This is a genomic window from Paraburkholderia sp. J63 (assembly GCF_905220245.1).
Lineage (GTDB): Bacteria > Pseudomonadota > Gammaproteobacteria > Burkholderiales > Burkholderiaceae > Paraburkholderia.
The window spans coordinates 159,103-178,184 of sequence record NZ_CAJMZF010000004.1 but is presented as its reverse complement, the minus strand read 5'-3'; the positions used below and the strand labels follow the sequence as shown (position 1 = coordinate 178,184).

Below are 19,082 nucleotides of genomic sequence, written 5' to 3'. Positions count from 1 at the left end.
GTCTCCAACGCGAGCCGTGCAATCCATGCAAGCCGTGCAAATTCGCTCCCTGAGGACAAGCATTAATAGTTAGCAATTATCGTGCCGCGTGGCGCGCCAGTCGGTCACGCGGCTTGGGGCACGCTACGGACTTGAAGCAGGCGTGGCACAGCGGTTGCGCGCGTTATCGACGAAGTTCATTAAACGCAGGAGGACAACCATGCCCGAGAAGAAAACGATCGAGCGCGCGCGTGCCGACAAGCGCGCCGGCAAGGCGCCCAGCACCCAGGCCGGCGAGTTCGTCAAGGAAGAAGTCGACCGCGTGCGCGCCGGCAAGCACGGTGTGCGCTCGGCGAAGCAGGCCGTGGCCATCGGCCTCTCGAAGGCGCGCCGCGCCGGCGTCGACCTGAAGCCGCCCGCCAAGGGCAAGGCCAGCGAAGCGACGCGCAAGAAGGCCGCCAAGGACAGCGAGGCGGGCCAGCACAAGGAGCGCCACAGCGCGAGCACCGAATCGTCCGCGAAACGCGCGCGCGTGAGCACCGCCGTGCTCAAGCGCGAGAGCAAGGCCGGCGCGTCGGAAAAGGCGATGTCGAAGCAGGCACAGGGCGCTGCGGCGCGACGCACGCCTGCGAGCCGTTCGGCGGCGGCGAAGAAGGCCGTGCAGACGAAGGGCGCGGCGGGACGTTCGGCGGCCGCGAAGAAAGCCGTGCAGACGAAGGGCGCAGCGGGCCGTTCGGCTGCGGCGAAAAAGGCGGCTCAGACGCGCGCGGCGCGCGCGCATCACGGGCACCGGTAGGGCGCCCCGGCGCGATTCCGCCCGACACAATTCTGGTTGTGCCGGGCGGGATCTTGCGAGGGAGGTCGGCCGCCGCAGGCGGCCTTTCTCAATGGCCGATAACCCGGCCACGCGCCGGTCAGCGCGTATGGCGCGTCGTCTCGAACAGGAACCAGACGCGCTCCTCGGTCTGGTCGATCCAGTTCTCGATCAGGCTGGCCGTCGCCACATCGTCCTTGTCGTCGCAGACCTGATGAAGTTCGCGCATGAAGTGCACGAGCGCCTCGTTGTCGCGACGCAGTTCGTCGAGCATCGCTTCAGGCGCGACGAACGCCGCGTCGTTATCGGCGATGCGCTTGAGCGAGTTGATCTGTCCCACCGAGCGCAGCGTCGTGCCGCCGAGCTTGCGCACGCGCTCGCCCACCGGATCGATCATCGCAAAGACGAGCGCGGACTGGTCGTCGAGCAGCAGGTGGTAGTCGCGGAAATGCGGACCGCTCACGTGCCAGTGGAAATTCTTCGTTTTCACGAAGAGCGCGAAGACGTCCGCCAGCAGCTTCGTGAGTCCCGCCGAGACTTCCTTGCGGGCGTCCTGCCCCAAGTCGGTCGGGGTGGCCAGATTCGCTTCGGTACCGCCTTTTTGCTTCGATTCCGTATTCGCCATGGTGCTCGCTCCTTGGTACGTGCAGTTGATACATACAGTTGAAAACATCCTGCGCGCAGCGTCCGTGCCCGGCGGCGCCGCAAGCGACACCCTTATTCAGGCATCCTTACCAGCCGCTCGCGCTCCGCGCGCGCCGGGTCACGGCACGCTGCGCGCTCGTCTTTCGCGGGACCCTCAGCGCCTTATCGCGCCAAACAGCAGGCTGGCAATGAACAGGACGACGAAGACGAGGAACAGGATCTTGGCGATGCTCGCCGCACCGGCAGCAATACCGCCGAACCCGAAAATAGCCGCCACCACGGCTATGATGAAAAATACGACCGCGTAATAAAGCATTGTCGGCTCCTGAATGTCGCCGGGCACGACGCGCCGCGATGAAACAGATGCTCATCGCGGCGCGCGGACCCAGGCTCCTGGTCACGGTGATCGCTACGCAATGAGCGTGCCTTGCCGCGCCGCTGCGGCGCACGCATGCTGGCCGTCCGTGAGCGGCCAGGCGCATCGCCCGGTGCCCGGGCTTACGTCCTCGCCAGATACGTTCAAACCTTACGCGTAAGGGCTACAAAAACCGGGCCTGGATGGAATGCCGGGCCCGCGCGCCGGGCTGGCCCGATCGGCTTTCCAGCCCAACGAACCCAGCAAACCCGACGCGCGGCATCGCTGTTGCTTCCGGTTACGGAGTACGGCCAGGCCCGTACGCACCTTGTATGGACCCCGGAGAGCAGGAGGAACCCCGCCATGCAGACGACGGCCAGGCCGGCCACGAAACGGCGCCTCGGCAACTGGATGCCGCAGAAGGAAGAAGCGGCGGCGCAGGCGCGCCTGCGGATCGCGGCCGCCGCGCGCGAGCGCGAGCGCCGCACGCCCATGACGCGCGTCGTGCGCCAGCTCGCGGAGCTCGTGCACAGCGACACCGTGCTGCGGATGAATCTCTCGCGCGCGATCGACGAAGCGCTGGGCATGGGCTTCGAGCTCGGCTACGCCAATATCGACGAGCTGATGAGCATCGTCGATTATCTGGCGGGCTATGCGCCGCCCTTCGATGCGCAAGTGCCCATTGCGACGCCGCTGAACCTCGTGCTCGACTGGCCGATGTGCATGCCGTCCGGCTATGCGGTGTTTCGCGACCCCGCGTTCAACGCGCAGTTGCGGCGCGTGCTTGAATACTGGTGCGGCTTTCTGTGCGGGCCGCATTCGCGCACGCATCTGACGACCGACGCGCCCCACGGATGGTTCTGCGAGGCCGCGCAACGCAAGATGAGCCTCGCCGATTACCACTGCGACCGCTCGCAGCCGCATTGGGGATTCGCCTCGTGGAACGACTTCTTCACGCGCCGGCTGCGCGCGGGCGCGCGGCTCGTGGACGAGCCCGAGAACCCCGCCGTGATCGTCAACGCGTGCGAAGCTTCGCCCTACGACGTGCGCGAAGACTGCCAGTTGCACGACCGCTTCTGGGTCAAGGCACAACCGTATTCGCTGCGCGAGATCCTCGCGGGCAGCGAGACCGAATTCGTGCGGCGCTTCGCGGGCGGTCAGGTGTACCAGGGATATCTGAGCGCGTTCAACTATCACCGCTGGCATGCCCCGATCGCGGGGCGGATCGTGCAGGCGTACAACATCGACGGCACTTATTATTCGGGGCTCGAAGCCGAGGGCACCGACGTGCGGGGCCTCAACGACTCGCAGGGCTACACGAGCGCCGTGGCGGCGCGCGCCGTGATCGTGATCGAGGCGGACTCGCCCGCCATCGGCACGCTCGCGTGCGTGTTCGTCGGCATGGCCGAGGTGTCGTCGTGCCGCATCGTCGCCTCGGTGGGGCAGCATCTGGCCAAGGGCGACGAGCTGGGCTTCTTTCAGTACGGCGGGAGCACCTACTGCCTGATCTTCCAGCCGAACGTGATCCGCCGGTTCATCCCCAAGCCGCCCTACCGCGACGACGTCGCGCCGCTCAAGGTCAATGCGCGGCTCGCACTGGCTTCGGGGTGAGCGCAGAGCTGTGCTGCATGGTCAATCGCAAAGGCGAAGGCACACGCATCACGAACGCCCGCGCCCCAACCGACGCGCGCCCATCGCCGCCGCGCCGATCAAGCCCAGCAGGCCGAGCGCGAGGCCGCCCTTGAGCGCCCGCGCATGGCGGTCGGTGAAGAGCGGCACGCCTGCGCTGCGCGCTTCGTCGTCGAAGCGGCCATGCGCGCCGTAGTCACCCGGCACCGGCGCGTGAAGATTGTCGGGGGCGTCGTCGGCGCGCGGCTCGTCGGTCAACTGGCCGCTGTAGCCCGCATGCGCGAGATAGCGGTCGACGAGGCCCGGCGCGAGCAGGTCCGCCACGATCGCGCGCGCCGTGGACCAGCCCAGCCACAGCGTGCGGCGCCGATGCTCGGCCGCAAAGCGGATCGCGCGCGCCGCCACCTCGGGCTGATAGACGGGCGCGACGGGCCGCGCGCGCTTGCCGGTGCGATTGGCCGCCCAGTCGAACTGCGGTGTGTTGATGGCGGGCAGATCGACGAGCGAGAGGTGCACCGCGAGGCCGTCGTGCAGGATCTCCGAGCGCAGCGCGTCGGTGAAGCCGCGCACCGCGAACTTCGCGCCGCAGTAGGCCGATTGCAGCGGCACCGCGCGCGAGGCCAGCGCGGACCCCACGTTGACGATCGTGCCGCAATTACGCCGGCGCATGCGCGCGAGCGCGGCCATGGTCCCGTAGACCTGGCCCAGATAGGTGACCTGGGTGGCGCGCTCCACGTCGCGCGCATCGAGCGCCGAGACCGGCGCGAAAACCGTTGCCATCGCAACGTTTACCCAGACGTCGATCGGCCCGAGCTCGCTTTCCACGCGCGCCGCCGCGGCTTCCACGGCCTGCGCATCGGCCACGTCGGTGGGAAGCGCGAGCACCCGCACGCCATAGCCGCGCAATTGCGCGGCGGCGCGCGCGAGGCGCTGCGGTTCGCGCGCGAGCATCGCGACGTCGTAGCCCGCGCGCGCGAATTCCTCGGCGGCGGCCCGGCCCACGCCGGCACCCGCGCCGGTCACCACGACGATCCTGTTCTGCGCCCGATTCGTCATAGCACGTACTCCTGATGGTTCTGGCACGGCGCACGCAACGCGCATGCCTGTGCACCAATCGCTCACATTTGGAGGCGTTCGGCAGCGCCACGGCACGCCCGGAGCGAACGAGCGCCCCCGGCCGCGTTCGCGGCACGGCCGATGCGGAGAAACGCCAGGACTCCCCACTCCACGAGGACGCGCTATGCCCGAGAATCGCCCCACCCCACCCCTGCCCGAGCAACAGCAGGAGCGCACGCCCGGCCTCACCGCGCCGATGCACCCGCAGCCCGACCACGGCGAAAAGAGCTATCGCGGCTCGGACCGGCTCGCCGGCAAGGTCGCGCTCGTCACGGGCGGCGACAGCGGCATCGGCCGCGCGGTCTGCATTGCCTACGCGCGCGAAGGCGCCGACGTCGCCATCGCCTATCTCGACGAGCACGACGACGCGCAGGAAACCGCGCGCTGGGTCGAGGAAGCCGGCCGGCGCTCGCTGCTGCTGCCCGGCGACGTGCGCGATCGCGCATGGTGCCGCGAGCTCGTGCGCACGACCGTGAACACGTTCGGCAAGCTCGACATTCTCGTAAACAACGCGGCCTACCAGATGACGCACGACTCGCCCGAATCGATCAGCGACGACGAATGGGACCGCACCTTCGATACCAATATCGGCGCGATGTTTCGCATCTCGCGCGAAGCGATCACGCACATGAAGCCGGGCAGCGCGATCGTCAACACCGCGTCGATCAACGCCGACCAGCCCAAGCCCACCCTGCTCGCCTACGCGGCCACGAAGGGCGCGATCCAGAACTTCACGGGCGGGCTCGCGCAGCTCGTGGCCGAGCGCGGCATCCGCGTGAACTGCGTAGCGCCGGGACCGATCTGGACGCCGCTGATTCCCTCGACGATGCCGGCCGGCGACGTCGCCGGGTTCGGCCAGGCCACGCCGATGAAGCGGCCCGGCCAGCCCGCCGAGCTCGCCGGCGCCTATGTGCTGCTCGCCTCGTGCGAAGGCAGCTATATCTCGGGCGCCACGCTCGCGGTCACGGGCGGCACGCCGCTCATTTGAAGGCGCTGTTCGCCAAACGCGCCGTATTTTCCGGAGCCTTGCCATGCCGCGCATCGATACCTTGAACCCCTCGTTCCATTTGCCGCCGACCGATCCGATAGACGACCCGGCCGGCGACCCCGAACGCCAACCGCCCCCGCCGCGCCCCGACGACGAGCCGCCGCCGCTGCCCGAAGGCGACCCGCCCTCGAACGCGCCGCCCGAGCGCGCGGGGCGGACTCCTGCTTCTGGCAGTCCTTACGTGTAACGGTTGAAACGGGGCCGGCCCGGCGCGCGCAAAAGCGGCACGGGAAGCGGCGGCCGGGCGGCGCGGCCGTGGCCGCGCCGATCTGCAATCACAAGCTGGTCGGCGCGCTGTCGCTCGGCGACATCGCCACGCGCCGCGACGGCGCGCAGCGCGAGCATCTCGCCAACACGCTCGAAGATATCTCGCAGCGGCGCATCGGTTGAGCGTCGGCTCGACGTCGGCTCAACGTCGGAAGCGCTGCGGCCAGTCCTTACGCTGTCCTTTCTCTCGTCCCGCCTGTCCTGCCTGTAGCGCGGGCAAGCGTCGCGACGAGCGCCGGCACGGCGATGGGCTTGCCCAGCCGCACCACGAACAAGCCGCGCTCGGTAGCGGTTTCGGCTTCGCGCGCCACGCGTCCCGTCATCGCGATCGCGGGGATGCGTCGCGCCGGGGCGCACGCCTGCACTTCGATCTCGCGCAGCGCGGCGATCACGCGCGTGCCGTCCTCGGCGCCGAGGTCGAGATCGCAGAGCACGGCGTCGGGCCATGCCGCGCGGGGCCGCTCGCGTAACGCGGCCAGCCACCGCGCGCCGCCCGCGGCCACCTCCACCGTGGCGCCGTGCAGCGCGAGCGCCGCTTCGAGCGCGTCGCGCGTTTCCGCTTCGTCGTCGAGCACGGCCACGCGCAGGCCCGCAAGCTCGCCGCTGCGCTGCGCGGCGCGAACCGGTTCTGAGGCGGATGCGGGTGAGCTTGCGGACGCGAGCACATGCAGCGGCACGGCCACGGCATAGCGCACGTGCCCGTCGCCGGGATCGAGCGTGAAGCTCGCGCCGGCCTCGCGCAACAGCGCTTCGAGGTGCGCGAGCGCGTCGTCGTCGAGCGGCGCGGGCTGCGCGCCGCCCGTCACGCATAGCAGCACGGTGTTGTCGCGGCGGCGCGCGTCGAGCTGCAGGGCGTGGGCGCCGTCGCGTGGGTTGTGTTCATCGCGTGCATGGTGCGTCTTGCGTCCAGTACGCGCGTCGCGTGCGCGAGGTTCATCACGTGCGCCCGCCTCGCGCGCCTCATTCGCGGCAAGCAGCACGAGCGCCTGATAAAGCGCATCGCCATCGACAGCCATCACCGAGAGCCCCTGCACCGACTGCCCCGCGACCCGCACCGCCGCGCGCGGCGCGCTTTCGCGCACGCGCGCGGCCACCCGCTCGAGCAGCGCCATCACGTCCAGCGGCGCGGCCACGAGGCGGCGCTCCGCATGCTCGAGATCGTCCTGCTGCCATTGCATCGCCCACATCTTCGCGTAGACGCCGTCGCGCGCGAGCAGCGCCTCGTGCCGCCCGCGCTCGACAATGCGCCCGTGCTCCATCACGAGGATCACGTCCGCATCGACGACGGTCGAGAGCCGGTGCGCGACCACGATCGTCGTGCGCCCGCGCGCGAGCCGCCTGAGCTCGTCCTGGATCGCGCGCTCCGAGCGCGTGTCGAGCGCCGAGGTCGCCTCGTCGAACACCATCACGCGCGGGTTCTTGAGCATCGCGCGCGCGATCGCGATGCGCTGGCGCTCGCCGCCCGAAAGCCGCACGCCGCGCTCGCCCACGCGCGTCTCGTAGTGGTCGGGCAGGCGCTCGATCAGGTCGTCGAGCTGGGCGGCCCGCGCGGCGCGCACGACGTCGGCGCGCGTCGCATCGGGGCGGCCATAGGCGATGTTCCAGGCAATCGTCTCGTTGAACAGCACCGTGTCCTGCGGCACGATGCCGATAGCCGCATTGAGGCTCGCGAGCGTGCCGTTCGCGATGTCCTGGCCGTCGAGCGTGATGGTGCCGCGCTGGGGCCGGTAAAAACGGAACAGCAGCCGGATCAAGGTCGATTTTCCCGAGCCGCTGCCGCCCACCACGGCCACGGTCTGCCCCGGCGCCGCCGTGAACACGAGATCGTGCAGCACGAGACGGCCATCGTCGTAGCCGAAATCGACATGATGAAAACCGAGCTCGCCCTCGCTCACCACGAGCGGGCGCGCGCCGGGCACGTCCTCGTCCTCGCCCGGCGTGCCGCGCGCGCTCAGGAGACCGAACAGTCGTTCGACGTCGACGAGCGCATCGTTGGCCTCGCGAAACACGAAGCCAAGCGTGTTGAGCGGCGCGCAGACCTGGATGATGTACGCGTTGACCAGCACGAGGTCGCCTATCGTCATCGCGCCCGCGGCCACCTGCTGGACCGCGACCAGCATGACCGCCGCGATGCCCGCCGCCACCACGCCGCTCTGGCCCACGTGCAGCACACTGAGCGCGCGCTGGTTCGCGAGGCGCCGGCGCGTAAAGATTGCCGTGTAGAGCGCATAGCAGGCAAAAGTACCGGCGATCGCGAGCACGAAAGCGCGACCGTAATGGGTGGCGACGATGGCGACCACCACGGCGATTTCGAAGAGCGTGGGCAGCACCGAGAACAGCGCGGTGCCGAGCAGAAAGCCGAGACCGTCCGCGCCCTTTTGCACGTCGCGCACGATGGCGCCCGTTTCGCGCTGCGCATGAAAGCGCGCGCCGAGCCGATGCAGTTGCGCGAACGTGCTCTCGCGCAGCGAGGCGACCGCGCGCTGCACGACGATGCTGAACGCGACGTCGCGCGCCTCGCCGAGCGCGTCCGCCACGAAGCGCAGCAGCGCATAGGCGAGCGCGAGCAGCACCGGCACCATCGCGAGCGAACGCACGTGCCCGAGATGGTCGATCAACTGCTTGAGCGCGACGGGCACCGCAACGGCGCCGAGCCGCGCGCCGATCATCAGGGCCGCCGCGCCCGCGCTCGCGCCCCGATGCCGCCACAGCGCCGCGCCGAGCGTGCGGACGATACGCGCACGCACGGCGCGCCGGCCCGCTGGCGTCTCAGGCGTCTGGTTCATCCCTCCTCCCAAGCTCGTGCGTCGGGCGATCCGTCACGCAAGCGGCGGACCCATGGCGGTCCCGCGCGCGGCGCCCTATCGATTGCGAAGCGCGTGCGGAGCCCCTTACATGCGCTTGTAAAAGTCGCAACGCCGCGTAACGCGGGTCGGGTTCGTCGGATCGTGGCGATGCGCCGACGCCTTCGCGACGGCGCTACAAAAAGCGGCTAAAAAGCCGCTCCCGATGCTTCGCAGTCGAAACCAGTGGCATGCCGCATGCGTAGGGTGTTGCACCCGCTGCAACATTCGCGACGCGTGTCGATGACACGTCGGCTGCCGACTTCTCTCGCGAGGACCCCTCATGAAGATCGCACTCGTCAGTGAACATGCCTCGCCGCTCGCGGTGGCAGGCGGCGTCGATACCGGCGGACAGAACATCTATGTCGCGCACGTCGCGCGACAGTTGCAGCGCGCCGGCCATCAAGTCGACGTGTTCACGCGGCGCGACCGAGCGCTGCTGCCGCCCATTTCCCATATGGACGGCGTGCGGGTCATTCATGTGCCGGCCGGCCCGCCGATGCAATTGCCCAAGGAGCAGCTGCTCCCGCACATGCCGGCGTTCGGCGCGTTCCTCGTGGACTTCTGCCGCCACGAGCGGCAGCGCTACGACGTCATCCACGCGAACTTCTTCATGTCGGGGCTCGCGGCGCTCGCGCTCAAGGACGCGCTCGGCGTGCCGCTCGTCATCACGTTCCATGCGCTCGGGCGCGTGCGCCGTCTGCACCAGGGCGCCAACGACAGCTTCCCCGACGAGCGCTTCGCGATCGAGGACGAGCTCGTGCGCCGCGCGGACTGCATCGTCGCCGAATGCCCGGCGGACCGCGACGATCTGCTCGCGCACTATCACGCGGACCCGGCGCGCATCGCCATCGTCGCCTGCGGGTTCGATCCCGGCGAGTTCGCGCCGCTCGAACGCGAGCGCGCGCGGCGCCACCTCGGCTGGCAGCGCGACGCATTCGCCGTGCTGCAGCTCGGGCGCCTCGTCGAGCGCAAGGGCATCGACAACGTCGTGCGCGGCGTGGCCGCGCTCGAAGCGCGCCACGGCGTGCGTGCGCGGCTCTACGTGGTGGGCGGCGACGCGCAGACGCCCAACGAGATCGCCACGCCCGAGATCGCGCGGCTGCGCGGCATTGCGCACCGCTGCGGGATCGAGGAGCGCGTGAGCTTCGTGGGCCGCCGGGAGCGCGCGCAGTTGCGCGACTTCTACAGCGCCGCCGACGTGTTCGTGACCACGCCCTGGTACGAGCCGTTCGGCATCACGCCGGTGGAGGCGATGGCGTGCGCGACGCCCGTGATCGGCGCGGACGTGGGCGGCATCCGCCACACGGTGCGGCACGGCGAGACCGGCTGGCTCGTGCCGCCGCGCGACCCCGGCGCGCTCGCCGAGCGGCTGCTCGCCGTGCATGCCGATCCCGCGCGTGCGCGCGCGATGGGCGAAGCGGGCCGCGCCCGCGCGCAGGCGCACTTCACGTGGCGGCAGATCGGCCTGCAGCTCGAAGACCTGTACGCACAGCTCGCGCAACCCACGCAGCGCGCCCGGCACGCGCCGGCCGCCGCGCACGAAGGCGAGCCGCCGCGCGACCACGAACGCGAACGCGAGCAGGCCGCCGCCTACGCGCGCGCCGCGACCCTGCGCGCGTTCGGCTAGCCATCCGTCCCGACATCGGCTCAAAGAGGCGCCCATGCAAAATCGCTCACGTCATCCCCTGCGTCCCGCGGTCTTTCTCGACAAGGACGGTCCGCTGCTCGAAAACGTCCCGTACAACGTCGACCCGAAGGACATGCGCTTCGCGCCGGGCGCGGCCGAAGCGCTCGCGCTGCTCGGGCGCACGCGCCTGCGCCTGATCGTCGTGAGCAACCAGCGCGGCGTCGCGCTGGGGTATTTCCCGCGCGCGGCGCTGCTGCGCGTGGAGACGCATTTGCGCCGCATGTTCGCCGAGTGCGGCGCGATGCTCGACGCCGCCTACTGGTGCCCGCACGACCCCGAGGGCATCGTCGCGCCCTATGCGTGCCGATGCGATTGCCACAAGCCCGAGCCCGGCCTCCTGCTGCGCGCGAGCCGCGACTACCGCATCGATCTCGAACGTAGCTGGATGGTCGGCGACATCCTCGACGATATCGAGGCCGGCAACCGCGCGGGCTGCCGCGCGATCCTCACCGACTGCGGCAACGAGACCGAATGGCAGACCGCGCCCGCGCGGCTGCCCTACGCGATCGTCTCGAACCTGCACGAGGCGGCGCGCATCATCGTCGAGCGGCACGCGCTGGAGACGCGCAACGAGCGCGGCGCGCGGCTGGAGCGAGCGGGGCAAGCGGCCCCATCGGTGCCATCGGCACCACTGGAACAAGCGGAACAAGCGGCGGATCAGCCATGAACGGCACCGTATTCACCATTGCGCCGCGCGACGCGCACGCGCGCAGTCCGCGCGCGCGTCCCGCCTGCGAGCCGTGGAACGGCGAGGTCAAGCGCATCCTCGCCGTGCGGCTCGACCATCTCGGCGGCGTGCTGATGACCACGCCCGCATTGCGCGCCCTGACGCAAGACGTGCTGAGCTTCTCGCAAGCGCGGGCGCGTGCACGAATCATCGATCTCGCGGGCGCGCTCACGGCCAACCCGAGCCACACCCGAGTCATTCGATCCACCCCGCCGTCTCGCACGTGGCGGCGGCGATGCGCACACCGAGCGTGGTGGTGGCCTCGGGCAGCGACACGCGGCGCTGGGCGCCGCTCGACCACGAACGCCACCGCGTGATCGCCGACTGGCCCGCGTGCCGGCCCTGCATGTTCGCCACCTGCCCCTACGGTCATCCGTGCGCGCTCAGCGTCGCGAGCGCGCAGGTCGCGGCCATCGCGTTCGCAACTGGAGCGGCCCGACGATACGAGCCAAACGAGCCACACCAGCGATACGACCCACGCAAGCCACACGGGCGCGCCCCCACGCCAGGCCGCGAGCCCAAGCGCCGAAAGCGCAAGGAGAACCCATTCACTACCAACACGATCCGGTGCAGACCACCAAGACCAGCGTGCATGGCGCGATCAACATGCTGGGCCTCGCCAGGCGGCTGCGCGCGACGCTCCTGCAGGCGTCCACGAGCGAGGTTTATGGCGACGCGCACCGGCATCCGCAAACGGAGGACTACTGGGGGCACGTGAATCCCGTGGGCGTGCGCGCGTGCTACGACGAGGGCATCGACGGACTCATGCGGCTGATGGCATGCGAAACGGGGCCGAATGGCCCGGTGAATATTGGCAATCCTGATGAAATTTCGATGCTCGATACGGCGCGGCGCGTGATCGCGCTCGACCATCGCGTTCAAGCCCTTGCCGCTCGACGACCCTTGCCATCGCTGCCCGTCGATCGAACAGGCGCGCGCGCTGCTCGGCTGGGAGCCGCATACGCCGCTCGATGCGGGGCTCAATGCGACCATTGCTTATTTTCGCCGCCTGGTCGAAAGGGCGAGCGTGGCCGAAGTGCGCGTGGCGGCGGCTTCGCATGCTTGAGGTGTCTTGAACAGCATGCGCGAGCGTGGGGCGGGGCCGTCCGCCTGCGCGGCCCGCGCGGCCGCCGCGCTCTTCAAACCGGCTCGTGCCGTTCGAGCATCGCCACGAGCTTGCCGTGGGGATGTCCGCGCTCCAGCCGCTCGAAAGCCTCGTGTATCGCGCCGAAATCGTAGCGCTCGACCACCTCCACCTTCACCGCGCCCTGATCGACGAGCGCGACGATATGTTCGAGCTGCGCGCCATCGGGCCGCGCGGTGTAGCGCGTGGCGCTCACGCCGTGCGCGGCGGCCTCCGTCTGCGAGGGCTCGTCGAGCGTCGAGACCAGCATGCCGCCGTGCTTGAGGACGTTCCACGAGCGCGCCTGCACCGCGCCGCCCACGAGATCGAAGACGAGGTCGATCTCGCCGGTCTTGTCCTCGAAGTCTTCCTGGCGGTAGTCGATCGTCTCGGCCGCGCCCAGCGCGCGCAGCGCATCGTGCGTGGACGCCGAAGCCGTGACGATCGCGTGCGCGCCGCAGTGGCGCGCGAACTGCACCGCGAAGCGCCCGACCCCGCCGCTCGCGCCGTGGATCAGCACGCGCTCGCCGCGCTCGAGCTTGCCGTAGTCGAACAGCCCCTGCCACGCCGTGAGCGCGGCGAGCGGAATGGCCGCCGCCATGTCGACGGTGCCCGCGCGCGGCGCATTCGCGAGCGCGCTGGCGGAGACGGCCACGTAATCGGCCAGCGCGCCGGGGCCCTGGCCCACGAATGCGCAGACGCGCGTGCCGGGTTCCCACCCCGCCGCGCGCTGCGAGCCCTGCACGATGACGCCGGCGACGTCGCGTCCCAGCGTGAACGGCAAATCGTGCTGCGCAACGGCCGGATAGCGACCCTGCAGCGTCTTCAGATCGACGGGGTTGAGCGCGGCGGCCTGCACTTCGACCAGCACCTCGTCGCCGTACAGCAGCGGGATGGGGGTGCTCTCGCAGCTCAGCGCGTCGTCGACACCGCCAAAGCGGGTCGCGCGCCACGCGCGCATCGTCTCGGGTAACGCTTGTTCCAACTGTCCCACCTGTTCCATTTGCGGCTCCTTCAGGCAGTCTTGCGAGCGCGCGACGTGCGCGCATCCTGAACGGGTTTTCCGCAAATGCCACGCCTGCGGGCCGTTGCGCGTGCTCGCGCGGCGAATCGGGAACAGGCATGCGCGTTGCGCAGCCCGATCGGCACACGGCGGCGCGTGGGGATCGAACACACCGTGAAAACCGGCACGCGCCCTGAAATCGACGGAGGGAGGCGAGGGTGCGGCACAGTTTTCTGAATCCCCTGATCAGCGTGGTGGTGCTCACCCGCAACCGGCGCGCGGAGGCCATGCGAACGGTGGCTTCGCTGCTGCGCATGCCCGAGCGGCCCGAGATCGTCGTGGTCGACAACGGCTCGACCGACGGCACGCCGCAACTGCTCGCGCATGCCTACCCCGGCCTGCGCGTGCTGCGCAGCGAGGCCAACGTGGGCGCCGCCGCGCGCAACCAGGGCGCGGCGCAGGTGGGCACGAGCTACGTGGCGTTCAGCGACGACGACACCGACTGGCAGCCGGGCTCGCTCGCACGCGCGGTCGAACTGCTCGAACGGTATCCGCGCATCGGCGTGCTTTCGGCGCGCGTGACGGTGGGCGAGGCGCGCACGCTCGACCCCACCTGCGAGCGCATGGCCGCGAGCCCGCTCGAAGGCGCCGATTATCCGCTGCGCCGCCTGACCGGCTTCATGGCGGGCGCGGCGGTGTTTCGCACTGCCATCTTTTGCGAACTGGGCGGCTACGAGCCGCGCCTGTTCATCGGCGCAGAGGAGGCGCTGCTCGCGCTCGACGTGCTGCAGGCCGGCTACGACATCGCCTATGCGCCCTCGCTCGAAGTCCATCATCGCCCCTCGCTGTTGCGCGACAGCGCGCTGCGCCGGCGCCTGCTCGCGCGCAATGCTGCGCTCGTCGCCTGGCTGCGGCTGCCGCGCCACGAAGCCATCGCCGCGACGGGGCGCGCGTTGTGGAGCGCGTGCAAGGAGGCGCGCACGGCCGAGGATCTGCGCGCGCTGTTGAGCGGCATCGGCTGGGCCGCGCAGCGGCGGCGCCCCGTCGCGCCGCGCGTGCTGCGCATGCGCGAGGCGGTCTGCAAGGCCGAACGTGTGCATACGCACTGGCGCACGGACGAAGCGGCAGACGCGGACGAGACGCGCGCGCAAACTTCACGTTCGCATTGAGGTCCGCTTGCCGGCCGCGGAAGAACCAGCCGCAAAATCCTCCGCGGAATCAGCCGCCACGCGAGGCTCGATGCGCCAGTAACGCTCCGCGCGCGCCACGTCGGACGGGAACGGGCCGAGCGCGCGCAACTGGCTCGGGTAAGCCTCCACGGCGCGCCGCTTGATCGCCGCGACCTGCCGCGAAAGCCTTGCGCGCGGCCCCGGCGGTCGCCATGGGCTCGCATGGAGCTGCTCCGCTTCGAGCCGCGCGAGCCCCGCGTCCAGCACGCCGGGCAGCGCGCGATAGATGGCGTCCTCGTAAGCGATGCAGCCGCCCGAGCCATTGACGCGCCGCGTGCGCAGCAACAGCCTGCACGCGGCGCCGACGCGCTCATGATCGGCATGCCAGAGCCCGAGCGGGAACACGGGCAAGCAATGGCCCATGCGCGCGAGCGCGTCGGCCAGCGCCTCGGCGATGGCTTCGGGCCGTGGCGACGCCTCGTACTGCGCATCGAGAAACCCCAGATGGAGGGGCGTGGCGCCGCACCACGCGAGCGCGCGCTCGTCTTCGCGGCAGCGCGCTCGCATGGCCTCATGCGAATCGCGAAAGCCGCTGGCCTCGTCCCACGGCGTTCGCCGCGCCACGGTCGGCTCCCCCGTGAACACGGTGCAGACCACCGAGCCCCCGAACATCGCGAGCAGGCTGCCGCAGCCGAGCACGGCATCGTCGAGATGCGGCGAGACCACGAAGAGGCGCGGGCCATGGCGCGGCGCGGGCAAGGCCTCGTCCTGCGTGGCAGGTAAGGTGTTGGCAGAGGCGGGCAGCGGGTGGGACATGACTTCTTCTCCGCGAGCGAGGCGACACTCGTCGCTCGCAAGCGCTACGCCCGAAACCCGTGTGAGGATCACCGGGAAAAACCGCCGCCCCGCATGGCTTCATGGCTTACGCGTAGCTTCTACAACGCTGTTTTTCCGCGCCCGCGTGAATGCCCGCTCGCTCACTTCGCGCGCGGCGGCTCGATGCCTTCGTCGGCGCGATGGAGCTTGCCCGCGCGCAGCGCGGCCACCGCTTTCGCCACGGCGCGCGCGACGTTGGCCACCTCCTCGCGCAGCCGCGCGTCGCCGTCGAGCGTGTCGTGCGACGTCGCATAGGGCTCGTAGTAGCCCACCATGCGGTCGATGCGCGCCGAAGCCCCCGCGTCGATCCAGCCCATCCAGTCGAGCCAGTCCGCGAGCGCCCGGCGCGTAGCCTCGATGCCGGCGACGTCGCCGTGCACGACCATGCCATAGGTGCGCCCCGCGAGATGCTTCGGATAGTCCCAGCCCGCCAGTTCGAGCCGCTTCGCTTCCTCAGCGCGCTTGCCGTGCGTGGACGAAGGATCGGGATTGCCGCCGTCCGCGCAGACGAGGCGGTCCATCATGAGCTTGAGCGGGCTCGTGACCTGGTACCAGTAGACCGGCGTCACGAAGATCGCCCCATGGCACGCGGCAAAGCGCTCGTAGATTTCCGCCATCCAGTCGTTGACCTGGTTGAGCGAATGATTCGGATAGCAACTGCACGGCCAGTGACAGAGCGGCATGGCCGTGGAGACGCAGCCCTTGCAAGGATGGATGTGCAGATCGGGCTCGGCGCTCAGCCGCGAAAGATCGAGCAGATCGACTTCGATGCGGGCCTGCGTCAGCTCGCGCTCGCAGATTCCGGCGAGCCGGAAGCTCTTCGACATTTCGCCGGGACACGTATAGTCATTGCGCGCTGAAGCGTTGACCACGAGCACGCGCGACGGCGTGCCCCGCTCGCGCTGCCGCCGCTGCGCGGCGTCGATACGCTCGCGCGTCTCGCGCCATTGCGTCGACAGCGCGTAGTCGGGGTCGGCATAGCCCTCGCCCGCCTTCGCGGTGAACGGCGCCTTGCGCCCTTCGCTATAGGCCTGCCACGCGATGGCTTCGAGACGCTCGAGCGCCGCGTCTTCGGCGCGAAACGCCGGGTCGTAGAAGCGCGCCATGAAACGCGCGCGAAACGCTTCGCGTGAGAGGCCCTCTTGCATTTGCCCCTTGCGCACGCGCGGGACGGGAACGGTTGCTGGCTTTTGATCCACCTGGTTCTCCTTATCGACTCCGCGCGGCGGCCTGGCTGTTTCGCTGAGCCGGGCGCGCCGGCGCGCAAGCGGGAACACCCGCCCGTGGCGCAGCGGCGCGGCGCTCCAGCAAGGCCGCGTAGGCGCGCAGATAATCGTCGGTCATGCGCGCGGCGGTGAAGCGTCGCTCGAACTCGGCGCGGCAGCGGGCGCGAGCGAGCGCGGGCAGGCGGCCAACCGCGCGCACGGCGTCGTCGAGCCCGTCCACGATGTAGCCGCTCACGCCGTCCTCGATCACAATGCGCATGGGGCTTCCTTCACTCTTTGTTCATTCGTCGCTTATTTTTTTCATGCTGCTCCTGCCCTTCATGCATCGATTGTTCCCGGCGCGCGGTACGGGCATTGCGTACCGCGTATCGGTAATGCTTGCCGAATCCGCTTGCCGAATCGATATGGAGTCCTCCCGATGACGAAGTCCACGCCGCCGTCGCACCCCTCTTCATCAGGCGCCGACGACGTCGATCCGCACCAGCAACCCGCCTCGCTCGCCGAGTGCCGGCGCTGCGCGCTCTGGCGCCACGCCACCCAGGCCGTCCCCGGGGCGGGCAGAGCGCCGGCCAGGCTGATGCTCGTTGGCGAGCAGCCCGGCGACAAGGAAGATCAGGCCGGCCTCCCCTTCGTCGGCCCCGCGGGCCAATTGCTCGACGCCGTGCTCGAAACGGCGGGCGTGAAGCGCGAAACGGTCTACGTGACCAATGCGGTCAAGCATTTCAAATGGGAGCTGCGCGGCAAGCGCCGCATGCACAAGACGCCGGGGCAACGCGAAGTGGAGGCCTGCGCGTACTGGCTCGAACGCGAGCTCGCGCGCGTCAAGCCGAAGGTGGTGGTCGCGCTCGGGGCCACCGCGCTGCGGGCGGTGCTGCACGATCCGCACGCGCGGCTCAATACGCACATGGAGCAAACGACGCAGATCGGCGGCGTTGCCGTGATCGCCACCTGGCACCCTTCCTACGTGCTGCGCGCGCCGCAGGCCGAGGCCAGGGCGCGCGCCCGCGAGCAGATGGTGGACGCCCTGCGCCGGGCGCATGCGCTGATGGCGCGCGGTTAGTGTGGCGACGCGGCTCTATCAGGCACTACGCGAAACCTCGCCGGAAAAAAGCTCGCCCGGTCCTTGCAAGACCTACGCGTAAGCCATGAAATGGGGGCGCCAGCGGGCGCCCCCGACGCGCAGGCGAACCGCATCACCCTGACTCCCCGCCTGCCCGATCCCCGCCGCGCACGTCGGCGGAATGAGCGAGGGGCGGCGCGAGCGCAGGCGTGCAGTGCGAGCTGCGCTCGCCTGCGCAGGGCGCGCCCGCGTTGAGGCTCGCGGCAATGCGGGCGCAAACGCTGCAGGCGCGCTTGAGCTCGCGCCTGAACTGATCCGCGCGGCCGACTCAGTCGTGCGAAGTTGGCGCTAGCACCTTGCCGAGGCAGCAGATGCCCTCCATGCCGAGGTATTCGCCGAACGGCTCGACCGTCTCGTAGCCATGCCGACGATAAAAAGCCGTGGCGCGGCGGTTCGCTTCGCGCGTCTCCAGGATGACCCGGCGGTAGCCCATCGACGCCGCCACGCCTTCGAGAAATCGCAGGATCGCCGTACCGGCCCCCGGCCATTCGGGACGCCGGTAGATGCGCTTGAACTCGCCGACCTCGAACGAGTAGCGCCGCAACGCGCCGCAGCCGATCGCGTAGCCATCGGCCGCGCGCGCGACGGCGAATGCGCTGCGCGAGCGCTGCACGTCCTCGACGCAGAACCGCGATTGCGCGCCATCCGCGCTATAGAGCGCGAGCGTGGCGCTCAATTCGTCGAGCATCACGCGCGCGTCCAGCGTGCAGGGATTTTCTTCCCGCACCACTGCAACAAGTGACAGGTCGCTCATTGCCGATGCCCTCCCCCTCATGTCGTTACTGAACGCCTAAGCAAGGACGGTGCCGTCGTTTCGCCGGGTCAGGCTCGCGCGTTGCTGAAACCCGTATGCAGCATCCGGCGCCCTCGCCAATCCATTGGGGGGCAGCCAACCCGGACGCCCTGGCGTCCACCCATTGCCCACTTGAGGAGCACATCATGGCCATGATTCCCGATTCCCCGCAAACCGGCGGCGCACGCATCGTCGGCAAAGGCAGCGAAACCGCGGCCGGCCCCGGCCCCTATGTCATGGCAGCGAGCACGCTGGATGGAGACCGCGTCTACAGTTCGGATAACGAAGAAGTCGGCAAGATCAAGGAGATCATGCTGGAAGTGGAAAGCGGCCGCGTCGTCTACGCCGTGATGTCGAGCGGCGGGTTTCTCGGCATCGGCGACAAGCTGCTCGCGCTGCCCTGGGCCGCGCTCACGCTCGACACGAGCCGCAAGTGCTTCGTGCTCAACGTGACCGCCGAGCGGGTCAAGGACGCGCCGGGTTTCGACAAGGACCAGTGGCCCGCCATGGCCGATCTGCAATGGGGCACGGCGGTGCACCAGTACTACGGCACGCCGGGGTACTGGGAAAGCGGCCTGATGGCAAGGCGCGGCGAAGACGACCTGCCGCCCATGCCGTCGAATCCGGTCGATCCTGGCGACCGCGAGCTGTAATCCGGG

At 69.7% G+C, this 19,082-nt stretch carries 19 protein-coding genes and 2 pseudogenes; 12 read left to right on the top strand and 9 right to left on the bottom strand.

The annotated features are described in order from the left end of the window. Positions 1-199: 199 nt before the first annotated feature. Complete coding sequence (locus U5775_RS06750; protein WP_322057350.1) at positions 200-775, top strand: DUF6496 domain-containing protein; 576 nt, start codon at positions 200-202, stop codon at positions 773-775. A gap of 118 nt (positions 776-893) precedes the next feature. On the opposite strand, the gene U5775_RS06745 is transcribed toward U5775_RS06750, so the two are convergent. Together U5775_RS06745 and U5775_RS06740 are read right to left on the bottom strand one after the other, a co-directional pair. Then, positions 894-1,418, bottom strand: coding sequence for a DNA starvation/stationary phase protection protein (locus tag U5775_RS06745; RefSeq protein ID WP_322057349.1), 525 nt, complete (start codon positions 1,416-1,418; stop codon positions 894-896). 174 nt (positions 1,419-1,592) lie between these two features. After that, positions 1,593-1,754: a DUF1328 family protein gene (locus U5775_RS06740; RefSeq protein WP_322057348.1), complete on the bottom strand. Its 162-nt coding sequence runs from the start codon at positions 1,752-1,754 to the stop codon at positions 1,593-1,595. A gap of 402 nt (positions 1,755-2,156) precedes the next feature. Here U5775_RS06740 and U5775_RS06735 point away from each other — a divergent pair, with 402 nt between their 5' ends. Beyond that, positions 2,157-3,404, top strand: a complete 1,248-nt coding sequence (locus U5775_RS06735) for a phosphatidylserine decarboxylase family protein (protein WP_322057347.1) — start codon at positions 2,157-2,159, stop codon at positions 3,402-3,404. A gap of 48 nt (positions 3,405-3,452) precedes the next feature. Here the strand turns inward: U5775_RS06735 and U5775_RS06730 are convergent, their stop codons facing one another. Beyond that, on the bottom strand, positions 3,453-4,478 hold the full coding sequence (locus U5775_RS06730) for an SDR family oxidoreductase (RefSeq protein WP_322057346.1): 1,026 nt from the start codon (positions 4,476-4,478) through the stop codon (positions 3,453-3,455). Between the two features lie 184 nt (positions 4,479-4,662). Here U5775_RS06730 and U5775_RS06725 point away from each other — a divergent pair, with 184 nt between their 5' ends. The 3 genes from U5775_RS06725 (at position 4,663) to U5775_RS06715 (ending at position 5,976) form a co-directional block, all read left to right on the top strand. Continuing rightward, positions 4,663-5,526, top strand: coding sequence for an SDR family oxidoreductase (locus U5775_RS06725; RefSeq protein WP_322057345.1), 864 nt, complete (start codon positions 4,663-4,665; stop codon positions 5,524-5,526). Positions 5,527-5,569: 43 nt separating this feature from the next. Then, on the top strand, positions 5,570-5,773 hold the full coding sequence (locus U5775_RS06720; protein WP_322057344.1) for a hypothetical protein: 204 nt from the start codon (positions 5,570-5,572) through the stop codon (positions 5,771-5,773). Between the two features lie 68 nt (positions 5,774-5,841). Continuing rightward, positions 5,842-5,976: a hypothetical protein gene (locus U5775_RS06715; protein ID WP_415913520.1), complete on the top strand. Its 135-nt coding sequence runs from the start codon at positions 5,842-5,844 to the stop codon at positions 5,974-5,976. A 47-nt stretch (positions 5,977-6,023) separates the two neighbouring features. On the opposite strand, the gene U5775_RS06710 is transcribed toward U5775_RS06715, so the two are convergent. Next, positions 6,024-8,639, bottom strand: a complete 2,616-nt coding sequence (locus U5775_RS06710; RefSeq protein ID WP_322057343.1) for an ATP-binding cassette domain-containing protein — start codon at positions 8,637-8,639, stop codon at positions 6,024-6,026. A gap of 340 nt (positions 8,640-8,979) precedes the next feature. On the opposite strand from U5775_RS06710, the gene U5775_RS06705 reads away from it, so the two are divergent. From U5775_RS06705 to U5775_RS06685, 4 genes and pseudogenes are all read left to right on the top strand, one after another. After that, the gene (locus U5775_RS06705) at positions 8,980-10,326 is read left to right on the top strand and encodes a glycosyltransferase (RefSeq protein WP_322057342.1); all 1,347 of its coding nucleotides are present in this window, start codon (positions 8,980-8,982) and stop codon (positions 10,324-10,326) included. A 34-nt stretch (positions 10,327-10,360) separates the two neighbouring features. Further along, positions 10,361-11,053, top strand: a complete 693-nt coding sequence (locus U5775_RS06700; protein WP_322057341.1) for an HAD family hydrolase — start codon at positions 10,361-10,363, stop codon at positions 11,051-11,053. A gap of 274 nt (positions 11,054-11,327) precedes the next feature. Continuing rightward, a pseudogene (locus U5775_RS06690) lies at positions 11,328-11,537 on the top strand (glycosyltransferase family 9 protein); the annotation flags it as partial. 119 nt (positions 11,538-11,656) lie between these two features. After that, a pseudogene (locus U5775_RS06685) lies at positions 11,657-12,179 on the top strand (GDP-mannose 4,6-dehydratase); the annotation flags it as partial. A 73-nt stretch (positions 12,180-12,252) separates the two neighbouring features. Here U5775_RS06685 and U5775_RS06680 read toward each other — a convergent pair. After that, on the bottom strand, positions 12,253-13,239 hold the full coding sequence (locus U5775_RS06680) for an NADP-dependent oxidoreductase (RefSeq protein ID WP_322057340.1): 987 nt from the start codon (positions 13,237-13,239) through the stop codon (positions 12,253-12,255). 218 nt (positions 13,240-13,457) lie between these two features. Between U5775_RS06680 and U5775_RS06675 the strand changes: the two genes are divergently transcribed. Next, complete coding sequence (locus U5775_RS06675) at positions 13,458-14,408, top strand: glycosyltransferase family 2 protein (RefSeq protein WP_322057339.1); 951 nt, start codon at positions 13,458-13,460, stop codon at positions 14,406-14,408. On the opposite strand, the gene U5775_RS06670 is transcribed toward U5775_RS06675, so the two are convergent. The 3 genes from U5775_RS06670 to U5775_RS06660 all read right to left on the bottom strand — a co-directional run bounded on the left by U5775_RS06670 (position 14,394) and on the right by U5775_RS06660 (position 16,769). Then, on the bottom strand, positions 14,394-15,224 hold the full coding sequence (locus tag U5775_RS06670) for a PIG-L deacetylase family protein (protein ID WP_322057338.1): 831 nt from the start codon (positions 15,222-15,224) through the stop codon (positions 14,394-14,396). The genes U5775_RS06675 and U5775_RS06670 overlap by 15 nt on opposite strands. Positions 15,225-15,385: 161 nt before the next feature. After that, positions 15,386-16,432, bottom strand: a complete 1,047-nt coding sequence (locus U5775_RS06665; RefSeq protein WP_322057456.1) for a flavodoxin family protein — start codon at positions 16,430-16,432, stop codon at positions 15,386-15,388. Between the two features lie 61 nt (positions 16,433-16,493). Continuing rightward, positions 16,494-16,769: a hypothetical protein gene (locus U5775_RS06660; protein WP_322057337.1), complete on the bottom strand. Its 276-nt coding sequence runs from the start codon at positions 16,767-16,769 to the stop codon at positions 16,494-16,496. 159 nt (positions 16,770-16,928) lie between these two features. Between U5775_RS06660 and U5775_RS06655 the strand changes: the two genes are divergently transcribed. After that, on the top strand, positions 16,929-17,570 hold the full coding sequence (locus tag U5775_RS06655; RefSeq protein ID WP_322057336.1) for a UdgX family uracil-DNA binding protein: 642 nt from the start codon (positions 16,929-16,931) through the stop codon (positions 17,568-17,570). A 328-nt stretch (positions 17,571-17,898) separates the two neighbouring features. On the opposite strand, the gene U5775_RS06650 is transcribed toward U5775_RS06655, so the two are convergent. Continuing rightward, the gene (locus tag U5775_RS06650) at positions 17,899-18,384 is read right to left on the bottom strand and encodes a GNAT family N-acetyltransferase (RefSeq protein ID WP_322057335.1); all 486 of its coding nucleotides are present in this window, start codon (positions 18,382-18,384) and stop codon (positions 17,899-17,901) included. 185 nt (positions 18,385-18,569) lie between these two features. Here U5775_RS06650 and U5775_RS06645 point away from each other — a divergent pair, with 185 nt between their 5' ends. Next, positions 18,570-19,076: a PRC-barrel domain-containing protein gene (locus U5775_RS06645; protein WP_322057334.1), complete on the top strand. Its 507-nt coding sequence runs from the start codon at positions 18,570-18,572 to the stop codon at positions 19,074-19,076. Positions 19,077-19,082 lie beyond the last annotated feature (6 nt).